Genomic DNA, 16,649 nt, shown 5'->3' on the forward strand with positions numbered 1-16,649 from the left:
GATGAGCCACGCGACAACCGACACCATGCGCCAATACTGGGAGCTTGAGCCCCATCACCACCCCGAGGGCGCCTCGACCAGCCTGGGCTTCTGGGTCTACCTGATGAGCGACTGCCTGATGTTCGCGGTGCTCTTCGCGGTCTATGGCGTGCTGGGCACCAGCTTCGCCGCCGGGCCGGGACCGAAAGACCTGTTCGACCTGGAGCTGGTGGCGGTCAACACCGCCATGCTGCTGCTGTCCTCGATCACCTTCGGCTTCGCCATGCTGGCCATGGGCAAGGGCGACCAGCGCGGCACGCTGCGCTGGCTGGCGGTGACGCTGTTCTTCGGCCTGTGCTTCCTGGGCATCGAGCTTTACGAGTTCCACCACCTGATCCATATCGGCGCCGGGCCGCAGCGGTCCGGGTTCCTGTCGGCCTTCTTCACGCTGGTCGGCACGCATGGGCTGCACGTCACCTTCGGCTCGATCTGGCTGGTGACGCTGATGGTGCAGATCGCCCGGACCGGGCTGATCCCGGCGAACCAGCGCCGCATGGTCTGCCTGTCGATGTTCTGGCACTTCCTCGACGTCATCTGGATCGGCGTCTTCACCTTCGTCTATCTGCTGGGGATGATCTGATGTCCGCCGAACACGCTCATGCGCATCACGACGATCACGGCCACGACCATGGCAGCCATGCCTCTTACCTCAAGGGGTTCCTGCTCTCGGTGATCCTGACCGCGATCCCCTTCGGCCTGGTCATGGCCGGCGGCTTCGAAAGCCGGGCGCTGACCGCTGTCACGGTGATCGGCTTCGCCGTGGTGCAGATCCTGGTCCACATGGTCTATTTCCTGCACATGAACGGCAGGCAGGAAGAGGGCTGGACCATGCTCTCCACCATCTTCACCGTGGTGGTGGTGGTCATCCTGCTGGCCGGCTCGCTCTGGGTCATGTATCACATGAACACCAACATGATGCCGCAGATGGACCATGAGCTGATGCAGGGCTTCGGTTCGTGACCCTGCGCCGGCTGGCGGCGCCGGCCGGGGCGCTGGCGGTGTTCCTGGCGCTGATGGCGCTGGGGGTCTGGCAGGTGCAGCGGCTGGCCTGGAAGACCGACCTGATCGCCCGGGTCGAGGCGCGTCTGGCCGAGCCGCCCGCCCCCGCCCCTGCCGAATGGGCGGGAATGGACGCGCGCGATGCGGAATATCGCCGCATCGCGGTGACGGGAACCTATCGCGCGGACAGCGACACGCTGGTCAAGGCGGTGACGGAACGCGGCCCGGGTTTCTGGGTGATGACACCGATGCAGACCGCGCAGGGCTGGACCGTGCTGGTCAATCGCGGCTTCGTCGCGGATGCCGCCCGCGACGACCGCCCCCTGCCGGGCGGCGAGGTGACGGTGACGGGCCTTCTGCGCATGAGCCAGCCCGGCGGCGCCTTCCTGCGCGGCAACGACCCCGGGGCCGGGCGCTGGTATTCCCGCGACACGGCCGCCATCGCCGCGGCGCAGGGGCTGGGCCCGGTGGCACCCTGGTTCCTCGACGCCGATGCCCAGGGCGACGGCGCGCAGCCGATCGGCGGGCTGACCGTGATCCGTTTCCGCAACAGCCATCTGGGCTATGCGCTGACCTGGTTCTCGCTGGCGGCGCTATGGGCCGGCTGGCTTTTCTGGGCCTGGCGCCGGGGACGGCGGGACGACCGCGGCAGCGGCCGGTCCTGAACCCGCGCGCCGGCAGCGCGCCTGCGGTCAGTCCAGCAGCCTGCGCGCGATCACCTGGGCCTGGATCTCGGCCGCGCCCTCGAAGATGTTGAGGATGCGCGCATCGCACAGCACGCGGCTGATGGCGTATTCCAGCGCGAAACCGTTGCCGCCGTGGATCTGCAAGGCATTGTCCGCCGCCGCCCATGCGACGCGGGCGCCCAGAAGCTTGGCCATCCCGGCCTCCAGGTCGCAGCGCCGGCCGTGGTCCTTTTCCCAGGCGCTGAAATAGGTCAGCTGCCGGGCGACCATGATCTCGACCGCCATCATGGCGAGCTTGTCGGCAACGCGCGGGAATTCGATCAGCGACTTGCCGAACTGCTTGCGGTCGATGGCATAGCGCATGCCGATCTCGGCCGCCGATTGCGCCACGCCCACGGCGCGGGCGGCGGTCTGGATGCGCGCCGATTCGAAGGTCTCCATCAGCTGCTTGAAGCCGCGCCCCGGCTCGCCGCCCAACAGGTTTTCGCCCTTGACGCGGAAGCCGTCGAAGCCGAGCTCGTATTCCTTCATGCCGCGATAGCCCAGGACCTCGATCTCGCCGCCGGTCATGCCGGGGGTCGGGAAGGGATCGTCGTCGGTGCCCGGGGTCTTTTCGGCCAGGAACATCGACAACCCGCGCCAGTCGGTGGTCTCGGGGTCGGTGCGGGCCAGGAGCGTCATGACATGCGTGCGCTGCGCATGGGTGATCCAGGTCTTGTTGCCGGTGATCACCCAGTCGTCGCCGTCCCTGACCGCCCGCGTGCGCAGGGACCCGAGGTCGCTGCCGGTATTCGGCTCGGTGAAGACCGCCGTCGACAGGATCTGACCCGAGGCGAGGCCCGGCAGCCATTTCGCCTTCTGCTCCTCGGTGCCGCCGCAGAGGATCAGCTCGGCCGCGATCTCGCTGCGGGTTCCAAGGCTGCCCACGCCGATATAGCCGCGCGACAGCTCTTCGGTCACCACCACCATCGAGGCTTTCGAGAGGCCCAAGCCCCCGAATTCCTCGGGGATGGTCAGGCCGAAGACGCCGAGCTCGGCCAGTTCCTCGATGATCTCCATCGGGATCAGCTGGTCCTTCAGGTGCCATTCATGGGCGTTGGGGATCACCCGCTCCTCGGCATAGCGGCGGAACTGGTCGCGGATCATCTCCAGATCCTCGTCCAGCCCGGTGGCCCCGAAGGTGGCGCGGCCTTGGTTGTCCTGCATCAGCCGCGCCAGCTCGGCCCGTGCCGGCGCGGTGTTGCCGCGCATCAGCCCCGCCGCCGCCTCGCCCGGCTGCCAGTCGATCCCAAGGTCCGCAAGCCGGGCGAATTCCGTCTGGCTCATCGGGATGCCGCCGGCGATCTGGGTCAGGTATTCGCCCAGGCCGATCTGCAGGATCAGCGCCTCGGTCCGGCCCAGGCTGCCCGCCTCGGCCAGCCGCGCCGCCCAGCCGGTCAGCTGGCGAATCGATTCGACATAGGTGGCAAGCCAGGACAGCGCATGGGCGGCATGCTGATGCTGTTCCAGCAAGGCCGGCTGTGGCTTGCCCGAGGGGGCGACCAGCGCGCGCAGCGCCTCGGTGGCGCGCGATTGCAGGGTTTCAAGCTCCGGCAGGGCCGCGGCGGCAAGCGCCAGCAGGGCGGAGGGCGTATCGGCTGGCATCGGGGGCATCGGGGGCATGTCCTTCATGGCAGACTCCTTGTGCGGCGTTGCAGCATGACTAGCCGTTTCGCAACCGCAGCGCAACTATCATGCGCAATCTAGACGAAACGCGAACTAAAATGTCCCGCAGATTGCGCAAGAACGGCCCTTGCGGCGGGCAGCGCGGCGCAGCAACCTGCGGCCATGTTCGGCCTCGATCCCTTCCATTTCTGGACCGCCATCGCGATCACGCTGTTTTCCGGCTTCGTGAAGGGCGCCATCGGCTTTGCCATGCCGATGATCATGCTGGCGGCGCTGGGGTCCTTCCTGACCGCGCAGCAGGCGGTGGCGGCGGTAATCCTGCCGGTGCTGGTCACCAATATCCGCCAGGCGCTGCGCGGCGGCTGGCGGCCGGCCTGGCAGGCAAGCTGGGCCTATCGCTGGCATATCGGCATGGTGGTGCTGTTCATCCCGGTCAGCGCCTTCTTCGCCCCGCGGGTGCCGCAATGGCTGATGTATGCCATCATCGGCCTGCCGATCTCGGGTTTCGCGCTGTGGCAGATCCTGGGCCGCAGCCTGGTCCTGCCGGTGCATCACCGCCGGCGCATGGAGATCGCGACCGGGGTCGTCGGCGGGCTGATCGGCGGCATCTCGGGCATCTGGGGGCCGCCGCTGCTGGCGCTGCTGCTGTCGCTGCACGCGCCCAAGCAGGAACAGATGCGGGTGCAGGGGGTGGTGTTCTTCCTGGGCGCGGCGGTGCTGACCGTCTCGCATCTGCAATCGGGGCTGCTAAACGCCCAGACCCTGCCGTTTTCGGCGATCCTCGTCGTCCCGGCGCTGGTCGGCATGGGGCTGGGCTATCTGGCGCATGACCGGCTGGACGCGGCGCGGTTCCGGCGCTGGACGCTGATCCTACTGGCGCTGACCGGCGCCAACCTGCTGCGCCGCGCGCTGGAGCTTGCGGGTCCGGCGGTGTAACCACAGGCCAAAAGCGAAAGGCCCGCCATGACCCTGATCCCCGACCCCGCCCAACTGACCGCAAGGCTGATCCGCTGCGCCTCGGTCACGCCCGACGAGGGCGGCGCATTGAGCCTGCTGATGACCGTGCTGGGCGCGGCGGGTTTCGAATGCCACCGCGTCGACCGCGAGGGGGTGCCGAACCTGTTCGCGCGCTGGGGGGCAAGGGGCGCGCGCAGCTTCGGCTTCAACGGCCATACCGACGTGGTGCCGCCCGGCGATCCGGCCAGCTGGACGCATCCGCCCTTTTCCGGGCACGAGCAGGACGGCTGGATCTGGGGCCGGGGCGCCACCGACATGAAATCCGGCGTCGCCGCCTTCGCCGCCGCCGCCATCGGTTTCGTGACCGAGACGCCGCCGCCGGACGGCGCGGTGATCCTGGCCATCACCGGCGACGAGGAGGGCCCCGGCAAGCACGGCACCCGCGCGCTGCTCGACTGGATGGCGGCGCGGGGCGAGCGGATGGATGTCTGCATCGTCGGCGAGCCCTCGAATCCCGACCGCATGGGCGAGATGATCAAGATCGGCCGGCGCGGCTCGATGACCCTGCAGATCGAGGCGCATGGCATCCAGGGCCACGCCGCCTATCCGCATCGCGCCCGCAACCCGCTGCATGCGCTGGTGCGGCTGCTGAACGAGCTGACCGAGACGCCGCTGGACGAAGGGACCGAGCATTTCGACCCTTCGGGCCTGCAGGTGACGACGGTGGATTGCGGCAACCCGGCCTCGAACGTGATCCCGGAACGGGCGCGGGCGGTGATCAACATCCGCTTCAACGACGCCCATAGCTCGGAGAGCCTCGACCGGATGATCCGCGCCCGCGCGGCGGCGATCTCGGCCGAGACCAGGGTGGATTTCGCCATCTCGACCGATGTGTCGGGCGAAAGCTTCCTGACCCGGCCCGGCCCCTTCGTCGATCTGGTCGCCGAGGTGGTGCAGGAGGAGACCGGGCTGATCCCCGTGCTCTCGACCTCGGGCGGCACCTCGGATGCGCGTTTCGTCAAGGATCATTGCCCGGTGCTTGAATTCGGGCTGGTCGGGCATTTCATGCATCAGGTGGACGAGCGCGTGCCGGCCGATCAGGTCCGCCAGCTTGCCCGCATCTATCGCCGCATCCTGGAGCGTTATTTCGCATGATCGAGAAGACCACCGACCTCGACACCTGCCGCGCCATCCGCCGCGAGGTCTTCATCGTCGAGCAGAACGTCCCCGAGGCCGAGGAATGGGACGGCCGCGACGGCGCGGCGATCCACCTGCTGGCGCGGGATGACAGCGGCCGGGCCCTGGGCACCGCCCGCATCCTGGTCGAGGGCGCGACCGGCAAGATCGGCCGCGTCGCGGTGCTGAAACCGGCGCGCGGCACCGGGACCGGCGCGGCGCTGATCCGCGCGGCGCTGGACGAGCTGCGCGCCCTGCCCGGCGTCACCCGCGCCAAGCTGGGCGCCCAGACCCATGCCATCGGCTTTTACGAGAAGCTGGGCTTCGCCGCCTACGGCCCCGAATACGACGACGCCGGCATCCCGCATCGCGACATGGCGCTGGAGCTTTGATGATCCGCCCGGAACTGGCCGAGAAGCTGCGCCCCTGGGCCGAAACCGGCGCCGCGCTGGCCGCGACCGGGTTCGGGCTGTGGGTGTTTTCGCTGGGCGGCTGGATCCTGTGGCCCATCGGCGCGGTCATTGCCGCGGCCTCGGCGCTTTGGGCGCTGGACGCACGGCGGCGGATGCGCTTCCGCCACGACACGCTCGGCCCCGGCATGGTCGAGCTGGACGAGGGCGCGATCCGCTACCTGTCGCCCAACCGGCTGCTGGGCGGCGAGATCGCGCTGCGCGAGCTGGCCGAGATCCGGCTGATGCGGCTGAACGGCCGCCGGCACTGGCGGCTGAAAAGCGGCGACGGCCAGGCGCTGCTGATCCCCGTCGATGCGGCGGGGGCCGAGCATCTGGCCGGCGCCTTCGCCACGCTGCCGGGGATCGAGATGGGGCGCCTCGCCTCGGCGCTGGCGCCGGATGCGCCCGCGATCCAGACCGTTTGGACGAGGCCGGTTCGCGCCCGCTTGACTTGACGCGCCTTGCTTGCCACCTGTGGCACGCAAGGCAAACGAAAGGCCACCGATGTCCATTCCCCAACAGGGCGGCGGCCCGATCGAGCGTCCCGAACAACTGGCCGAGTATCTCGCCGCGGGCGAAAAACCGCGCGACGCCTGGCGCATCGGCACCGAGCACGAGAAATTCGGCTATCGCCATGCCGACCTGATGCCCCTGCCCTATGAGGCCGCGCCCGGCCAGCCCTCGGTCAAGGCCATGCTGGAGGGGTTGCAGAGCCGCTTCGGCTGGACCCCGGTTCTGGAGGCCGGCAACATCATCGGGCTGGAGCGCGACGGCGCCAATGTCAGCCTGGAGCCGGGCGGGCAGCTGGAACTCTCGGGCGCGCCGCTGGAGACCATCCACCAGACTTGCGACGAGGTGAACAGCCACCTGGCCGAGGTCAAGACCGTCGCCGACGAACTGGGCGCCGGCTTCATCGGCCTGGGCGCCGCGCCGATCTGGACGCAGGAGCAGATGCCGATGATGCCCAAGGGGCGCTACCGGCTGATGACCGATTACATGGGCCGGGTCGGCACGCTGGGCACGCAGATGATGTATCGCACCTGCACCGTGCAGGTGAACCTCGACTTCGCCAGCGAAGCCGACATGGTGCAGAAGCTGCGCGTGGCGCTGGCCCTGCAGCCGGTGGCGAATGCGCTGTTCGCCAATTCGCCCTTCCTCGACGGCCAGCCGAACGGCTGGAAAAGCTGGCGCGCGCATATCTGGCAAAATCTCGACGCGGCGCGCACCGGCATGCTGCCCTTCGCCTTCGAAGACGGGTTCGGCTATGAGGCCTGGGTCGATTACGTGCTCGATGTGCCGATGTATTTCGTCTATCGCGACGGCAAATACATCGACGCGCTGGGGCAGAGCTTCCGCGATTTCCTGCAGGGCAAGCTGCCGGCGCTGCCGGGCGAGATCCCGACGCTGTCGGACTGGGCCGACCACCTGACCACGGTCTTCCCCGAGGCGCGGGTCAAGAAATTCATCGAGATGCGCGGCGCCGACGGCGGTCCCTGGCGGCGGCTTTGCGCCCTGCCGGCGCTCTGGGTGGGGCTGGTCTATGACCAGTCGGCGCTGGACGCGGCCTGGGACCTGGTCAAGGGCTGGGATGCCGAGACGCGCGAGGCCTGGCGGCGCGGCGCCGGGCTCAAGGCGCTGGATGCCGAGGTGAACGGCGTGAAGATGCGCGACCTGGCGCGCGAGGTGCTGGCGATCTCGGAAGCCGGGCTGAAGGCGCGGGCCCGCACCGGCTCGGGCGGGCTGGTGCCGGACGAGACGCATTTCCTGAACGCGCTCAAGGAAAGCGTCGAGACGGGCAAGGTGCCCGCCGACGAGTTGCTGGAGAAATATCACGGCGAATGGGCGGGCGATCTCAGCCGCATCTACGCCGAGTATTCCTATTGACCAAGGGCCGGGTGATCCCCGGCCCTTTTCGCATCACGTTCGCATCACGCCTGCGCCGGTTCACGCCTGCGGCGCGGGGGGCTGCGGCTGGCTGCGGCCCTGCATGAACTGGTCGAACTCGGCCTTGTCCTTGGCTTCGCGCAGCTTCTGCAGGAAGTCGAGGAATTCGCGATGCTCGTCCTCCAGCCGCTTCAGCGTTTCCTCGCGATAGGCGTCAAAGGCGCTGTTGCCGGTCGGCGCGCCGAAACCGTGGCGATAATGGCGGCCGTGGTGATGATGGCGGTGGCGACAGGAAAACATGCGTTTGCTCCAGATCATGTAACCCAGGATGGCAAGGCCCAAGGGCCAGCAGGCGATGAAGGCCAGGATCATGGCGGCGATCCAGGCGCCCTTCCCGCGTTCGTCCAGCCAGTCCCGGATGCCGGCCAGTGCTGCGCCGATCCGGTCGAAGGCGGAGGGGCGCGGGGCGATGTCAGTGTTCATTGCGGTCCCTTTCCGATGTGAATGTTAATCACATTTACATAGATGGAGCCGAGCCCGCCGGGTTCAAGGGAAGCGGCGAAAATTTTCTGCCGGATTTTCAGGTGGCGGGTTCGCCGTTTTCGGGTGGCGGGTTCGCCGGTCGGGCCGCGTTCAGTCGGGGATCACGCCCAGGCCGCGCAGATAGATCAGCGCGCCGCTTTCCAGCATGTCGGCCGGCGAGATGGGCGAGCGCGATCCGGGCTTGCCGCGGCCGAACAGCTCGACCACGCCGTGGCTCAGCGCCCAGATGTGGTCCGCGACCATGCCGGGCGGCGGGCGGCGCCCCGCGGGCAGCTGCGCGAACAGCGCCTCGGCGCCGCGCACCAGGATGCCGCGCGCCCGTTCCGAGGCCTGCGACAGCCCGGCATTGCCGGCGATCGAGATGCCGGATTCGAACATGGCGATGTAGAAGCCGCGCCGCTCGGCCGCGAAGCTCAGGTATTCCTGTCCCATGCGCAGGAAGGCGGTCAGCGGCCGCGGGCGCCCCTCGTCGAAGGCGGTCTCCAGCCTCTCGGCGAATTCCTCGAACCCTTGCCGGGCGACCTCTTCCAGCAGGTCCTCGCGGCCGGTGAAATGGCGATAGGGCGCGGCGGCGCTGACCCCGGCCAGCCGCGCGGCCTCGGCCAGGGTGAAGGCCTGCGGGCCGTTCTCCTCGATCAGCCGCACCGTGGCCTCGACAAGGGCCTGGCGCAGGTTGCCATGGTGATAGGAGGATCGGGCCATGTCCGGCCCTTACATGCCTTCGCCGAAATAGTCCCCGACCAGCGCGCTCAGCGCATCGGCCAGCTCGGCCGCCTGCGCGCCGCGCGTGGTGACGCGGATGGTGCTGCCGCGCGGCGCGGTCAGCATCAGCAGGCCCATGATCGAATCGCCCGAGACGCTCATCCCGTCCTTCTCGACGGTGGCCTGGGCGTCGAAACGCTCGACCGTCTCGACGAATTTCGCGCTGGCCCGCGCGTGCAGGCCCTTTTCGTTGATGATCGCCAATTCGCGGGTGACGGCCCCGTTGGTCATGTCATTCATGAAGCGGCACGGTTCGGGATGGGAAGCACATCGGCAGGCAGAACGTCATAGCTGTTGATGTACTTGCGTCCCGCATCCTTGGCCAGCGATACCGCATCCGCAACCGGCAGTTTGCGCGATTTGGCCAGCTTGACCAGCATCGGCAGGTTCGCCCCGTAGAGAATCGAGCGATTCCGCATCGCGCAGGCCATCAGCGACAGGTTCGAGGGCGAGCCGCCGAACAGATCCGTCACCACCACCACGCCGTCGCCCGCATCCACCGCATCGGCGGCGGCGCAGATTTCGGCCTGCTTCTCGCCGCGATCATGGTTTTCCTCGATCGTCACGGCCTTGATCCCGGTCTGCGGCCCCACGACATGCTCGACCGCCGAGAGATATTCCCTGGCCAGCCCACCATGCGCCACGATGACAATTCCGATCAATTCGCCTCACCACGCACCAGCCGTTCACCCTTGCGCCAAAGCTGTGCGAGAGGCCCGAACAGGACCCTCATCCCCAGGTGCCGGCGCCTTTTCACGGCGTTCAAGTTCCCGATGTCTAATTGACACTTGCCAGCCTGCTTTCGCAAGCGCATCTGCCATTTTTTCCGCCATTGTGACAGAACGGTGTCGCCCCCCGGTGCAGCCGAAGCCGATCGCCAGGTGGGCCTTTCCCTCTTCCAGATGGGCAGGCAGGGCGAAAAGCACAAGATCCAGCACCTTGCGGAAGAACTCGTCGAACCGCGAATCGGCCATCACATATTGCTGAACCGGCGGGTCGCGGCCGTCCAGCGGCCGCAGCTCCGCCCGCCAATGCGGGTTGGCGAGGAATCGGCAGTCGAACATCATGTCCACGCCGCGCGGCACCCCGCGCTTGTAGGAATAGGACTGCACCGAGACGGTCAGCCGCCGCCCCGGCTCGGTCTCGAACCAGCGGGCCAGTTCCGCCTTCAGGTCATGCGGCGACAGGTCCGAGGTGTCGACCAGCACGTCGGCCCGGGCCCGGATGGGGGCGAGCATGTCGCGCTCGGCCCGGATGGCGTCCAGCGGCGAGCCCTCGGCCCGCAGCGGATGGCGACGGCGGGTTTCATTGAACCGTCGCAGAAGCTGTTCGGTCGTGCAGTCCAGGAACAGCACCTCGGGCGCGTATTCGGGCAGCCGGGTCAGCTTGTCGATCAGCTCGGTCAGGTTGGCGACGGAAAAGTCGCGGTTGCGGACATCCAGACCCAGCGCCAGCGGCACCGGCCGGGCGGGCCCGTCCAGCAGCCGCGGCACCAGCGACAGCGGCAGGTTGTCGATGGCCTCGTAGCCCAGATCCTCGAGCACGTTGATGGCCGTCGAGCGCCCGGCCCCGGACGGCCCGGTGATCAGCACCAGCCGCTGGGCCTGCTCGTCCTGACTGCCCAAGGGGGTTCTCGCCTCCGGCATGGTTCGGCCTACCTCTCGCGCAAATCCGTGTCCGCCCGTCCGGCCACAAGATATTGCAACAATGTTGACGCAAGATGAACACGGCCCGCGCCAAGGACAAGGGGCAAGGACCTGCCCATAAGGTCAAGGCGGCGGTCGGGCGGCAGGCGGTCCGGCTCGGTGCGCTCCAGATCGACCGCCAGCGCCAGTTCGACCGGCCCGTGCGGCACGGCATGCAGGATGCCGACGCCGCGCGCCTCGATGCGGCCGCGAATCGAATCGGGCGCATCGGCAATGACGGCGGCGCCCTCGCGGCGCAGCACGGTGCGGTCGTCCGCCACCAGCGCCGCGCCCAGGGCCATCATTTCAAGCGCCAGGCCGGATTTCCCCGATCCCGAGGGCCCCAGGATCAGCAGTCCCCTGCCCCGATGGGCAATGCAGGATGCATGCAGGATCATCGCGCGCGCCTCCGTTTCACCCCCGGCCGAATCGCCCCGATCCGCGATGCCGGGCCGGCTGTCCTTGTGGCGGATTCTTGCGGGCAAGGCCACGCTTCGGCAAATGATAGCGCTAACCGTGTCTGATTGCGCTAACCCTGTCCATAAGTGCGCTTTCGCCCGGGAAATGCCGTGCTATAGGACGCGCAACGGCCGGTTGCCGGCCCGGAATTCAAGCAGGAGCACAGGTGCCATGAGCGAACCGCGCGTCAATCCGAATTGCCGTCTCGAAGACCAGGGGATCACGGGGCTCGGCAATGTCCACTACAACCTGCTCGAACCGGCGCTGATCGAGGCGGCCATCCAGCGCGGCGAAGGCAAGCTGGGCCTTGGCGGCACCTTCCTGGTCTCGACCGGCGCCCATACCGGCCGCTCGCCCAAGGACAAACATGTCGTGCGCACCCCCGCGGTCGAGGACAGCATCTGGTGGGAAAACAACCGCCCGATGGAGCCGGAGGCCTTCGACCGGCTGCATGCCGACATGCTGGAACACATGAAGGGCAAGGACTATTTCGTTCAGGACCTCTACGGCGGCGCGGATCCTGCCCTGCGCCTCGACGTCCGGGTCGTGACCGAACTGGCCTGGCACGGGCTGTTCATCCGCAACCTGCTGCGCCGTCCCGAAGCGGCCGAGCTGGCCAGCTTCGCGCCGGAATTCACCATCATCAACTGCCCCTCGTTCAAGGCCGATCCGGCCCGCCACGGCTGCCGCTCGGAAACCGTGATCGCGCTGAATTTCGACAAGAAGCTGATCCTGATCGGCAATACCGCCTATGCCGGCGAGAACAAGAAATCGGTCTTCACGCTCTTGAACTACATCCTGCCGGAAAAGGGCGTGATGCCGATGCATTGCTCGGCCAACCACGCGCTCGGCAACCCGGACGACAGCGCCATCTTCTTCGGCCTCTCCGGCACCGGCAAGACCACGCTCTCGGCCGATCCCTCGCGCACGCTGGTCGGCGATGACGAGCATGGCTGGTCCGACACCGGCATCTTCAACTTCGAGGGCGGCTGCTACGCCAAGACCATCAACCTCTCGGCCGAGGCCGAGCCGGAGATCTACGCCACCTGCTACAAGTTCGGCACGGTGATCGAGAACATGGTTTACGACCCCGACACGCTGGAGCTGGACTTCGAGGACAACTCGCTGACCGACAACATGCGCTGCGCCTATCCGCTGGAGCAGATCTCGAACGCCTCGCCGACCTCGCTGGGCGGCCAGCCGAAGAACGTCATCATGCTGACCTGCGACGCCTATGGCGTTCTGCCGCCGATCGCGCGGCTGACCCCGGCGCAGGCGATGTATCACTTCCTGTCGGGCTTCACCTCGAAGACGCCCGGCACCGAGGTCGGCGTGACCGAGCCGACGCCGACCTTCTCGACCTGCTTCGGCGCCCCCTTCATGCCGCGCCGCCCGGAAGTCTATGGCAAGCTGCTGCAGGAAAAGATCGCCAAGACCGGCGCGGCCTGCTGGCTGGTCAATACCGGCTGGACCGGCGGCGCCTTCGGCACCGGCAAGCGCATGCCGATCAAGGCCACCCGCGCCCTGCTGACCGCGGCGCTGGACGGCTCGCTGAACAACGCCCAGTTCCGCAAGGACCCGAATTTCGGCTTCGAGGTCCCGGTCTCGGTGCCCCGCGTCGAGGACCGGCTGCTCGACCCGCGCCAGACCTGGGCGGATGGTGCCGCCTATGACGCCCAGGCCCGCAAGCTGGTCGGCATGTTCAGCGACAATTTCGCGCAATATGCCGACAAGATCGACGACGACGTCCGCGCCGCCGCCATCGGCTGAAGCCTGACGGAGAGATGATGCGAGGGGCGGTCCACGGGGCCGCCCCTTTCGCTTTCGGCACCGCCCGAGGGGGCTTTGCGCCCCCGCCGGCCTGCGGCCGACTCCCCCGCAGGATATTTGGGCAAGAAAGAAGCCCTGCATCCCTCGCGGCTTTCTCTGTTCTCCAAATACCCTGGGGGAGCGCGGAACGCGCGGGGGCAAAGCCCCCTCTTATCAATGTTGCCGTCGTACCCGCCGGCGCTTCTGCGCGCGCTTGATCTCGGCCAGCCGCGCCTGGGTGGCGCGCTTGCGCATCGGTCCCTTGCCGCGCCCGCCGCCCGACCCTTGCGGCAGCGGCCGGCCCTCGACTTCCAGCAGCTCCAGCATCAGCCCGCCGGTCAGCGGCACCGCCTCGGTCAGCCGCACGGTCACGCGCTGGCCGATGCCGATTTCCAGGCCGGTCTCGGAGCCCATCAGCACCTGCGCATCCGGGTCGTAATGGAAATATTCCCGGCCGATCTCTCGGATCGGCAACAGCCCGTCCGCCCCGGTCTCGTCCAGCCGCACGAAGGCGCCGAATTTCTGCACGCCGCTGATGCGGCCGGTGAACTCGGCCCCCACCCGGTCGGCCAGATAGGCGGCGAGATAGCGGTCGGTGGTGTCGCGTTCCGCCGCCATCGAGCGCCGCTCGGTCTCGGATATATGCTGCGCGGTATCCGAGAGCATCTCGATATCCTGCGCCGACAGCCCGTCATCGCCCCATTTATGGCCCATGACCAGCGCGCGATGCACGATCAGGTCGGAATAGCGCCGGATCGGCGAGGTGAAATGCGCATAGGAGCGCAGGGCCAGCCCGAAATGGCCGAAATTCTCGGGGTTGTAATAGGCCTGCTGCATCGAGCGCAGCGCCGTCATGTTGATCAGCTCGTCGAACTCCGAGCCCTCGGCCTGTTCCAGCAGCCGGTTCAGGTGGCGCGTCTGCAAGACCTGGCCCTTGGCGAGCGTGAATCCCGAAGCCTCGGCCACTTCGCGCAGCGCGTCGAGCTTTTCCACCGTCGGCTCCTCGTGTACGCGATAGAGCAGCGGCCGGCGCAGCCGTTCCAGTTCCTCGGCGGCGGCGACATTGGCCAGCACCATGAATTCCTCGATCAGCCGGTGCGCATCGTAGCGTTCGCGGAAGTTGACCGATTTCACCCTTCCGTCGGCGGTCAGTACGATCCTGCGCTCGGGCAGGTCCAGCTCTAGCGGCTGGCGGCGCGCTCGCGCGGCCCTCAGCAGCCCGTAGGCATGCCAGAGCGGCCGGATCGCCGGCTCGACCAGCGGCGCGGTCTGCTCGTCGGGATTGCCGTCCGCCGCCGCCTGCGCCTGTTCATAGGCCAGGCTCGCGGCCGAGCGGATCATGCCGCGATGGAAGCTGTGGCCGGTCTTGTTGCCCTGCGCGTCCAGCCGCATCCTGACCGCGATCACCGGCCGGTCCACGCCCTGATGCAGCGAGCACAGGTCGCTCGACAGGATGTCGGGCAGCATCGGCACCACCCGGTCGGGGAAATAGGTGGAATTGCCGCGATTGCGCGCCTCGCGGTCCAGGGCCGAGCCGGGGCGGACGTAATGCGCCACATCGGCGATGGCGACCCAGACCGTGGCGCCGCCATCCTCATGCGTCTCGGCGGCGACGGCATCGTCGCGGTCGCGGGCATCCGAGGGGTCGATGGTGATGAAGGGCAGGTGGCGCAGGTCCTCGCGGTTCTTCATCGTCGCGGGACGGGCGGCATCGGCCTCGGCGATCGCCTCATCGGGGAAATCGTCGGGAATGCCGTGCTGGTGGATGGCGATCAGGCTGACGGCCCTGGGCGCCGAGGGGTCGCCCAGCCGCTCGACGATCCGCGCCAGCGGCAGGCCCAGGCGGCCGCGCGGGCCGACCTGCTCGGCCTCGACCAGCTCGCCGCTTTTCGCGCCATGGGCATCGCCGGGGCGCACCTGCCATTCCTTGTCCTGGCCCTTGTCGATGGGCAGGATGCGGCCGCCCGCCTCGGGCCCGCCGGTGGCCGCGCGGAAGATGCCGACGATGCGGTGCTGCACCGTGCCGATGCGGCGGATCAGCCGGGCCTGATAGTCGTGATCCTCGCCCCGGGTCTCGATCAGCCGGGCCAGGATGCGCTCGCCCGGCGCCACGGCGGGATCGGATTTCAGCGCCGCGTAAAGGATGCGCGGCATCGGCCCCTCGCCCTGCCATTCCAAGGGCCTGGCGAAGATGTCGCCGTCGCGGTCGGGCGGCAACAATTGCAGCACCGTCACCGGCGGCAGCCGCTCGGCATCGTGGTAATGGCGGCGGCGGCGTTCCAGCAGGCCCTCGGCCTCCAGCTCTTTCAGAAGCCGCTTCAGCTCGATGCGCTCGGCGCCCTTGATGCCGAAGGCTTTCGCGATGTCGCGCTTGGCGGTGGCGTCCGGATGGGCGGACACCCAGTCGAGAATCTCTTGACGGGAAGGTAGCTGTGCCATGCCGTCACGCTAGCATGCTGCCGGACGGGGCGGCAGGGGCAAAATCAGGCGGCGGGCAGGCGGACGAAGGCCGCGGCCTCGCGCACCACCGGGTCGGCCTCGGCCCCGGCGCGGATCTGGTCCACGAAATCCTGCCGCATCCGCGGCGACCAGGAATCGTTGATATGCGCGGCCACCGCCTCGGGCGCCGGCCGGTCGGGCTGGCTGGTGAAGAACTGCGCCATCTGCGTGGCCATGCGGATCAGCTTGGAATGGTCGTGGGACATGTCGCCTCAGCTTCCGGCAATGCGCCGGGGGTGGGTGTAAAGATCGAAGCTCGCCTGCCGGGCGCGGGCGATCAGGGTGATGCCGGCGCGCTCGGCCCAGCCGAGCGCCAGCGCCGTCGGCGCGCTGGCACCGATCAGGATCGGCGCGCCGATGCGGGCGGCCTTCTGGACCAGATCGACCGACAGGCGCGAGGACATGATCACGGCGCCCTGCCCCGCCGCCAGCCCGGCCTGGGCCAGAGCCCCGGCCAGCTTGTCCAGCGCATTGTGGCGGCCGACATCCTCGCGCGTCACGGCGCGGGCGCCGTCCCAGAAGGCGGCGCCGTGGATGGCCGGGGTCCGGCGGCGCAGGACCTGGCCCTCGGACAGCGCGGCCATGGCGCGGGCCACGTCCTCGGGCGGCATCGACCAGTCCGAGGCGACCGGCACGATCCGGGGCAGCGCCGCCTCGATGCTGTCCACGCCGCAAAGCCCGCAGCCCACCGGGCCGACCATGCTGCGCCGCCGCTCGGCCAGCCGGGCGGCAAGGCCGGGGCGCAGCCATAGCCGCGCCTCGCGCGCCGGGAAGCCGCCGGCCTCGACCTCGGCCTCCTCGAAGCCCTCGACATCGCCGGGCGCGGCGATCAGCCCCTCGGTCAGCGCGAATCCCAGCGCGAAGTCGCGCAGGTCATGCGGCGTCGCCATCAGCACCGCCTGGCTCATGCCGTCGATGACGATGGCCACCGGGCATTCCTGCGGCGCGGGCGGCGGCTCGACCGGATGCCAGCCCCCGCCGCCCCGGCCTTCGCCGTCCCAGCGCAGCACGCCGGCCGTCACGTCCCGCATGCC

Annotated in this window: 19 protein-coding genes; 9 read left to right on the plus strand and 10 right to left on the minus strand. The window is 68.6% G+C overall.

Going from position 1 to position 16,649, the window contains the following annotated elements; translation table 11 throughout:
* The first annotated feature begins 1 nt into the window (after position 1).
* Genes cyoC through L632_RS0108605 form a run of 3 tightly spaced genes read left to right on the plus strand, consistent with a single transcriptional unit; the run spans position 2 to position 1,703 of the window.
* Positions 2–619, plus strand: coding sequence for a cytochrome o ubiquinol oxidase subunit III (cyoC, locus tag L632_RS0108595; RefSeq protein WP_028712182.1), 618 nt, complete (start codon positions 2–4; stop codon positions 617–619).
* Entirely contained in the window at positions 619–999 is a 381-nt protein-coding gene (cyoD, locus tag L632_RS0108600; RefSeq protein WP_028712183.1) for a cytochrome o ubiquinol oxidase subunit IV, read from the plus strand. Before cyoC ends, cyoD begins: the two co-directional genes overlap by 1 nt.
* Positions 996–1,703 carry an SURF1 family protein gene (locus L632_RS0108605; protein WP_028712184.1) on the plus strand — a complete coding sequence of 236 codons (708 nt, stop codon included), beginning with the start codon at positions 996–998 and terminating at the stop codon, positions 1,701–1,703. The genes cyoD and L632_RS0108605 overlap by 4 nt, the downstream gene beginning before the upstream one ends.
* 27 nt (positions 1,704–1,730) lie before the next feature.
* Here L632_RS0108605 and L632_RS0108610 read toward each other — a convergent pair whose 3' ends face one another.
* Positions 1,731–3,386: an acyl-CoA dehydrogenase family protein gene (locus L632_RS0108610; RefSeq protein WP_036697745.1), complete on the minus strand. Its 1,656-nt coding sequence runs from the start codon at positions 3,384–3,386 to the stop codon at positions 1,731–1,733.
* A 165-nt stretch (positions 3,387–3,551) separates the two neighbouring features.
* Between L632_RS0108610 and L632_RS0108615 the strand changes: the two genes are divergently transcribed.
* From L632_RS0108615 to L632_RS0108635, 5 genes are read left to right on the plus strand one after another with little or no spacing between them, the layout of a single operon-like run.
* Positions 3,552–4,325, plus strand: a complete 774-nt coding sequence (locus tag L632_RS0108615) for a sulfite exporter TauE/SafE family protein (protein ID WP_028716628.1) — start codon at positions 3,552–3,554, stop codon at positions 4,323–4,325.
* 27 nt (positions 4,326–4,352) lie between these two features.
* Positions 4,353–5,501: a succinyl-diaminopimelate desuccinylase gene (gene dapE, locus L632_RS0108620; RefSeq protein ID WP_156929433.1), complete on the plus strand. Its 1,149-nt coding sequence runs from the start codon at positions 4,353–4,355 to the stop codon at positions 5,499–5,501.
* Complete coding sequence (locus tag L632_RS0108625) at positions 5,498–5,914, plus strand: GNAT family N-acetyltransferase (RefSeq protein WP_028712188.1); 417 nt, start codon at positions 5,498–5,500, stop codon at positions 5,912–5,914. Before dapE ends, L632_RS0108625 begins: the two co-directional genes overlap by 4 nt.
* The gene (locus L632_RS22260; RefSeq protein ID WP_036697696.1) at positions 5,914–6,429 is read left to right on the plus strand and encodes a hypothetical protein; all 516 of its coding nucleotides are present in this window, start codon (positions 5,914–5,916) and stop codon (positions 6,427–6,429) included. Before L632_RS0108625 ends, L632_RS22260 begins: the two co-directional genes overlap by 1 nt.
* A gap of 49 nt (positions 6,430–6,478) precedes the next feature.
* Entirely contained in the window at positions 6,479–7,858 is a 1,380-nt protein-coding gene (locus L632_RS0108635; protein ID WP_028712189.1) for a glutamate--cysteine ligase, read from the plus strand.
* 60 nt (positions 7,859–7,918) lie between these two features.
* Here the strand turns inward: L632_RS0108635 and L632_RS0108640 are convergent, their stop codons facing one another.
* The 6 genes from L632_RS0108640 to L632_RS0108665 form a co-directional block, all read right to left on the minus strand.
* Entirely contained in the window at positions 7,919–8,341 is a 423-nt protein-coding gene (locus L632_RS0108640) for a DUF2852 domain-containing protein (protein ID WP_028712190.1), read from the minus strand.
* Positions 8,342–8,491: 150 nt separating this feature from the next.
* Positions 8,492–9,103 carry a TetR/AcrR family transcriptional regulator gene (locus tag L632_RS0108645; RefSeq protein WP_028712191.1) on the minus strand — a complete coding sequence of 204 codons (612 nt, stop codon included), beginning with the start codon at positions 9,101–9,103 and terminating at the stop codon, positions 8,492–8,494.
* Positions 9,104–9,112: 9 nt separating this feature from the next.
* A complete protein-coding gene (locus L632_RS0108650) occupies positions 9,113–9,403 on the minus strand; it encodes an HPr family phosphocarrier protein (protein ID WP_028712192.1) in 291 nt (96 codons plus the stop codon).
* Positions 9,400–9,825 (minus strand): PTS sugar transporter subunit IIA, encoded by a 426-nt coding sequence (locus L632_RS0108655; protein WP_028712193.1) that lies wholly within the window; start codon positions 9,823–9,825, stop codon positions 9,400–9,402. Before L632_RS0108655 ends, L632_RS0108650 begins: the two co-directional genes overlap by 4 nt.
* Positions 9,826–9,849: 24 nt before the next feature.
* Positions 9,850–10,809, minus strand: coding sequence for an RNase adapter RapZ (rapZ, locus tag L632_RS0108660; protein ID WP_028716629.1), 960 nt, complete (start codon positions 10,807–10,809; stop codon positions 9,850–9,852).
* A gap of 8 nt (positions 10,810–10,817) precedes the next feature.
* Positions 10,818–11,246, minus strand: a complete 429-nt coding sequence (locus tag L632_RS0108665) for an HPr kinase/phosphorylase (protein WP_028712195.1) — start codon at positions 11,244–11,246, stop codon at positions 10,818–10,820.
* A gap of 232 nt (positions 11,247–11,478) precedes the next feature.
* Here L632_RS0108665 and L632_RS0108670 point away from each other — a divergent pair, with 232 nt between their 5' ends.
* Positions 11,479–13,077 (plus strand): phosphoenolpyruvate carboxykinase, encoded by a 1,599-nt coding sequence (locus L632_RS0108670; protein WP_028716630.1) that lies wholly within the window; start codon positions 11,479–11,481, stop codon positions 13,075–13,077.
* A gap of 213 nt (positions 13,078–13,290) precedes the next feature.
* Here the strand turns inward: L632_RS0108670 and rnr are convergent, their stop codons facing one another.
* From rnr to fdhD, 3 genes are read right to left on the minus strand one after another with little or no spacing between them, the layout of a single operon-like run.
* Complete coding sequence (gene rnr / locus L632_RS0108675; protein WP_028712197.1) at positions 13,291–15,555, minus strand: ribonuclease R; 2,265 nt, start codon at positions 15,553–15,555, stop codon at positions 13,291–13,293.
* Positions 15,556–15,599: 44 nt separating this feature from the next.
* Complete coding sequence (locus L632_RS22265) at positions 15,600–15,821, minus strand: formate dehydrogenase subunit delta (RefSeq protein WP_036697700.1); 222 nt, start codon at positions 15,819–15,821, stop codon at positions 15,600–15,602.
* A gap of 6 nt (positions 15,822–15,827) precedes the next feature.
* Entirely contained in the window at positions 15,828–16,646 is an 819-nt protein-coding gene (gene fdhD, locus L632_RS0108685) for a formate dehydrogenase accessory sulfurtransferase FdhD (protein ID WP_028716631.1), read from the minus strand.
* Positions 16,647–16,649 lie beyond the last annotated feature (3 nt).

Origin of the sequence: Paracoccus sp. J39, from assembly GCF_000518925.1 — a bacterium.
In the GTDB taxonomy this organism is placed as follows: domain Bacteria; phylum Pseudomonadota; class Alphaproteobacteria; order Rhodobacterales; family Rhodobacteraceae; genus Paracoccus.

Bases quoted from the DNA above. Each gene is read 5' to 3' on its own strand.
- dapE (WP_156929433.1), top strand. From the start codon at position 4,353: ATGACCCTGATCCCCGACCCCGCCCAACTGACCGCAAGGCTGATCCGC.
- cyoC (WP_028712182.1), top strand. From the start codon at position 2: ATGAGCCACGCGACAACCGACACCATGCGCCAATACTGGGAGCTTGAG.
- rapZ (WP_028716629.1), bottom strand. From the start codon at position 10,809: ATGCCGGAGGCGAGAACCCCCTTGGGCAGTCAGGACGAGCAGGCCCAG.
- L632_RS0108615 (WP_028716628.1), top strand. From the start codon at position 3,552: ATGTTCGGCCTCGATCCCTTCCATTTCTGGACCGCCATCGCGATCACG.
- L632_RS0108635 (WP_028712189.1), top strand. From the start codon at position 6,479: ATGTCCATTCCCCAACAGGGCGGCGGCCCGATCGAGCGTCCCGAACAA.
- fdhD (WP_028716631.1), bottom strand. From the start codon at position 16,646: ATGCGGGACGTGACGGCCGGCGTGCTGCGCTGGGACGGCGAAGGCCGG.
- L632_RS0108670 (WP_028716630.1), top strand. From the start codon at position 11,479: ATGAGCGAACCGCGCGTCAATCCGAATTGCCGTCTCGAAGACCAGGGG.
- L632_RS0108650 (WP_028712192.1), bottom strand. From the start codon at position 9,403: ATGAATGACATGACCAACGGGGCCGTCACCCGCGAATTGGCGATCATC.
- L632_RS22260 (WP_036697696.1), top strand. From the start codon at position 5,914: ATGATCCGCCCGGAACTGGCCGAGAAGCTGCGCCCCTGGGCCGAAACC.
- L632_RS0108645 (WP_028712191.1), bottom strand. From the start codon at position 9,103: ATGGCCCGATCCTCCTATCACCATGGCAACCTGCGCCAGGCCCTTGTC.
- cyoD (WP_028712183.1), top strand. From the start codon at position 619: ATGTCCGCCGAACACGCTCATGCGCATCACGACGATCACGGCCACGAC.
- L632_RS0108665 (WP_028712195.1), bottom strand. From the start codon at position 11,246: ATGATCCTGCATGCATCCTGCATTGCCCATCGGGGCAGGGGACTGCTG.
- L632_RS22265 (WP_036697700.1), bottom strand. From the start codon at position 15,821: ATGTCCCACGACCATTCCAAGCTGATCCGCATGGCCACGCAGATGGCG.
- L632_RS0108640 (WP_028712190.1), bottom strand. From the start codon at position 8,341: ATGAACACTGACATCGCCCCGCGCCCCTCCGCCTTCGACCGGATCGGC.
- rnr (WP_028712197.1), bottom strand. From the start codon at position 15,555: ATGGCACAGCTACCTTCCCGTCAAGAGATTCTCGACTGGGTGTCCGCC.
- L632_RS0108625 (WP_028712188.1), top strand. From the start codon at position 5,498: ATGATCGAGAAGACCACCGACCTCGACACCTGCCGCGCCATCCGCCGC.
- L632_RS0108610 (WP_036697745.1), bottom strand. From the start codon at position 3,386: ATGCCCCCGATGCCCCCGATGCCAGCCGATACGCCCTCCGCCCTGCTG.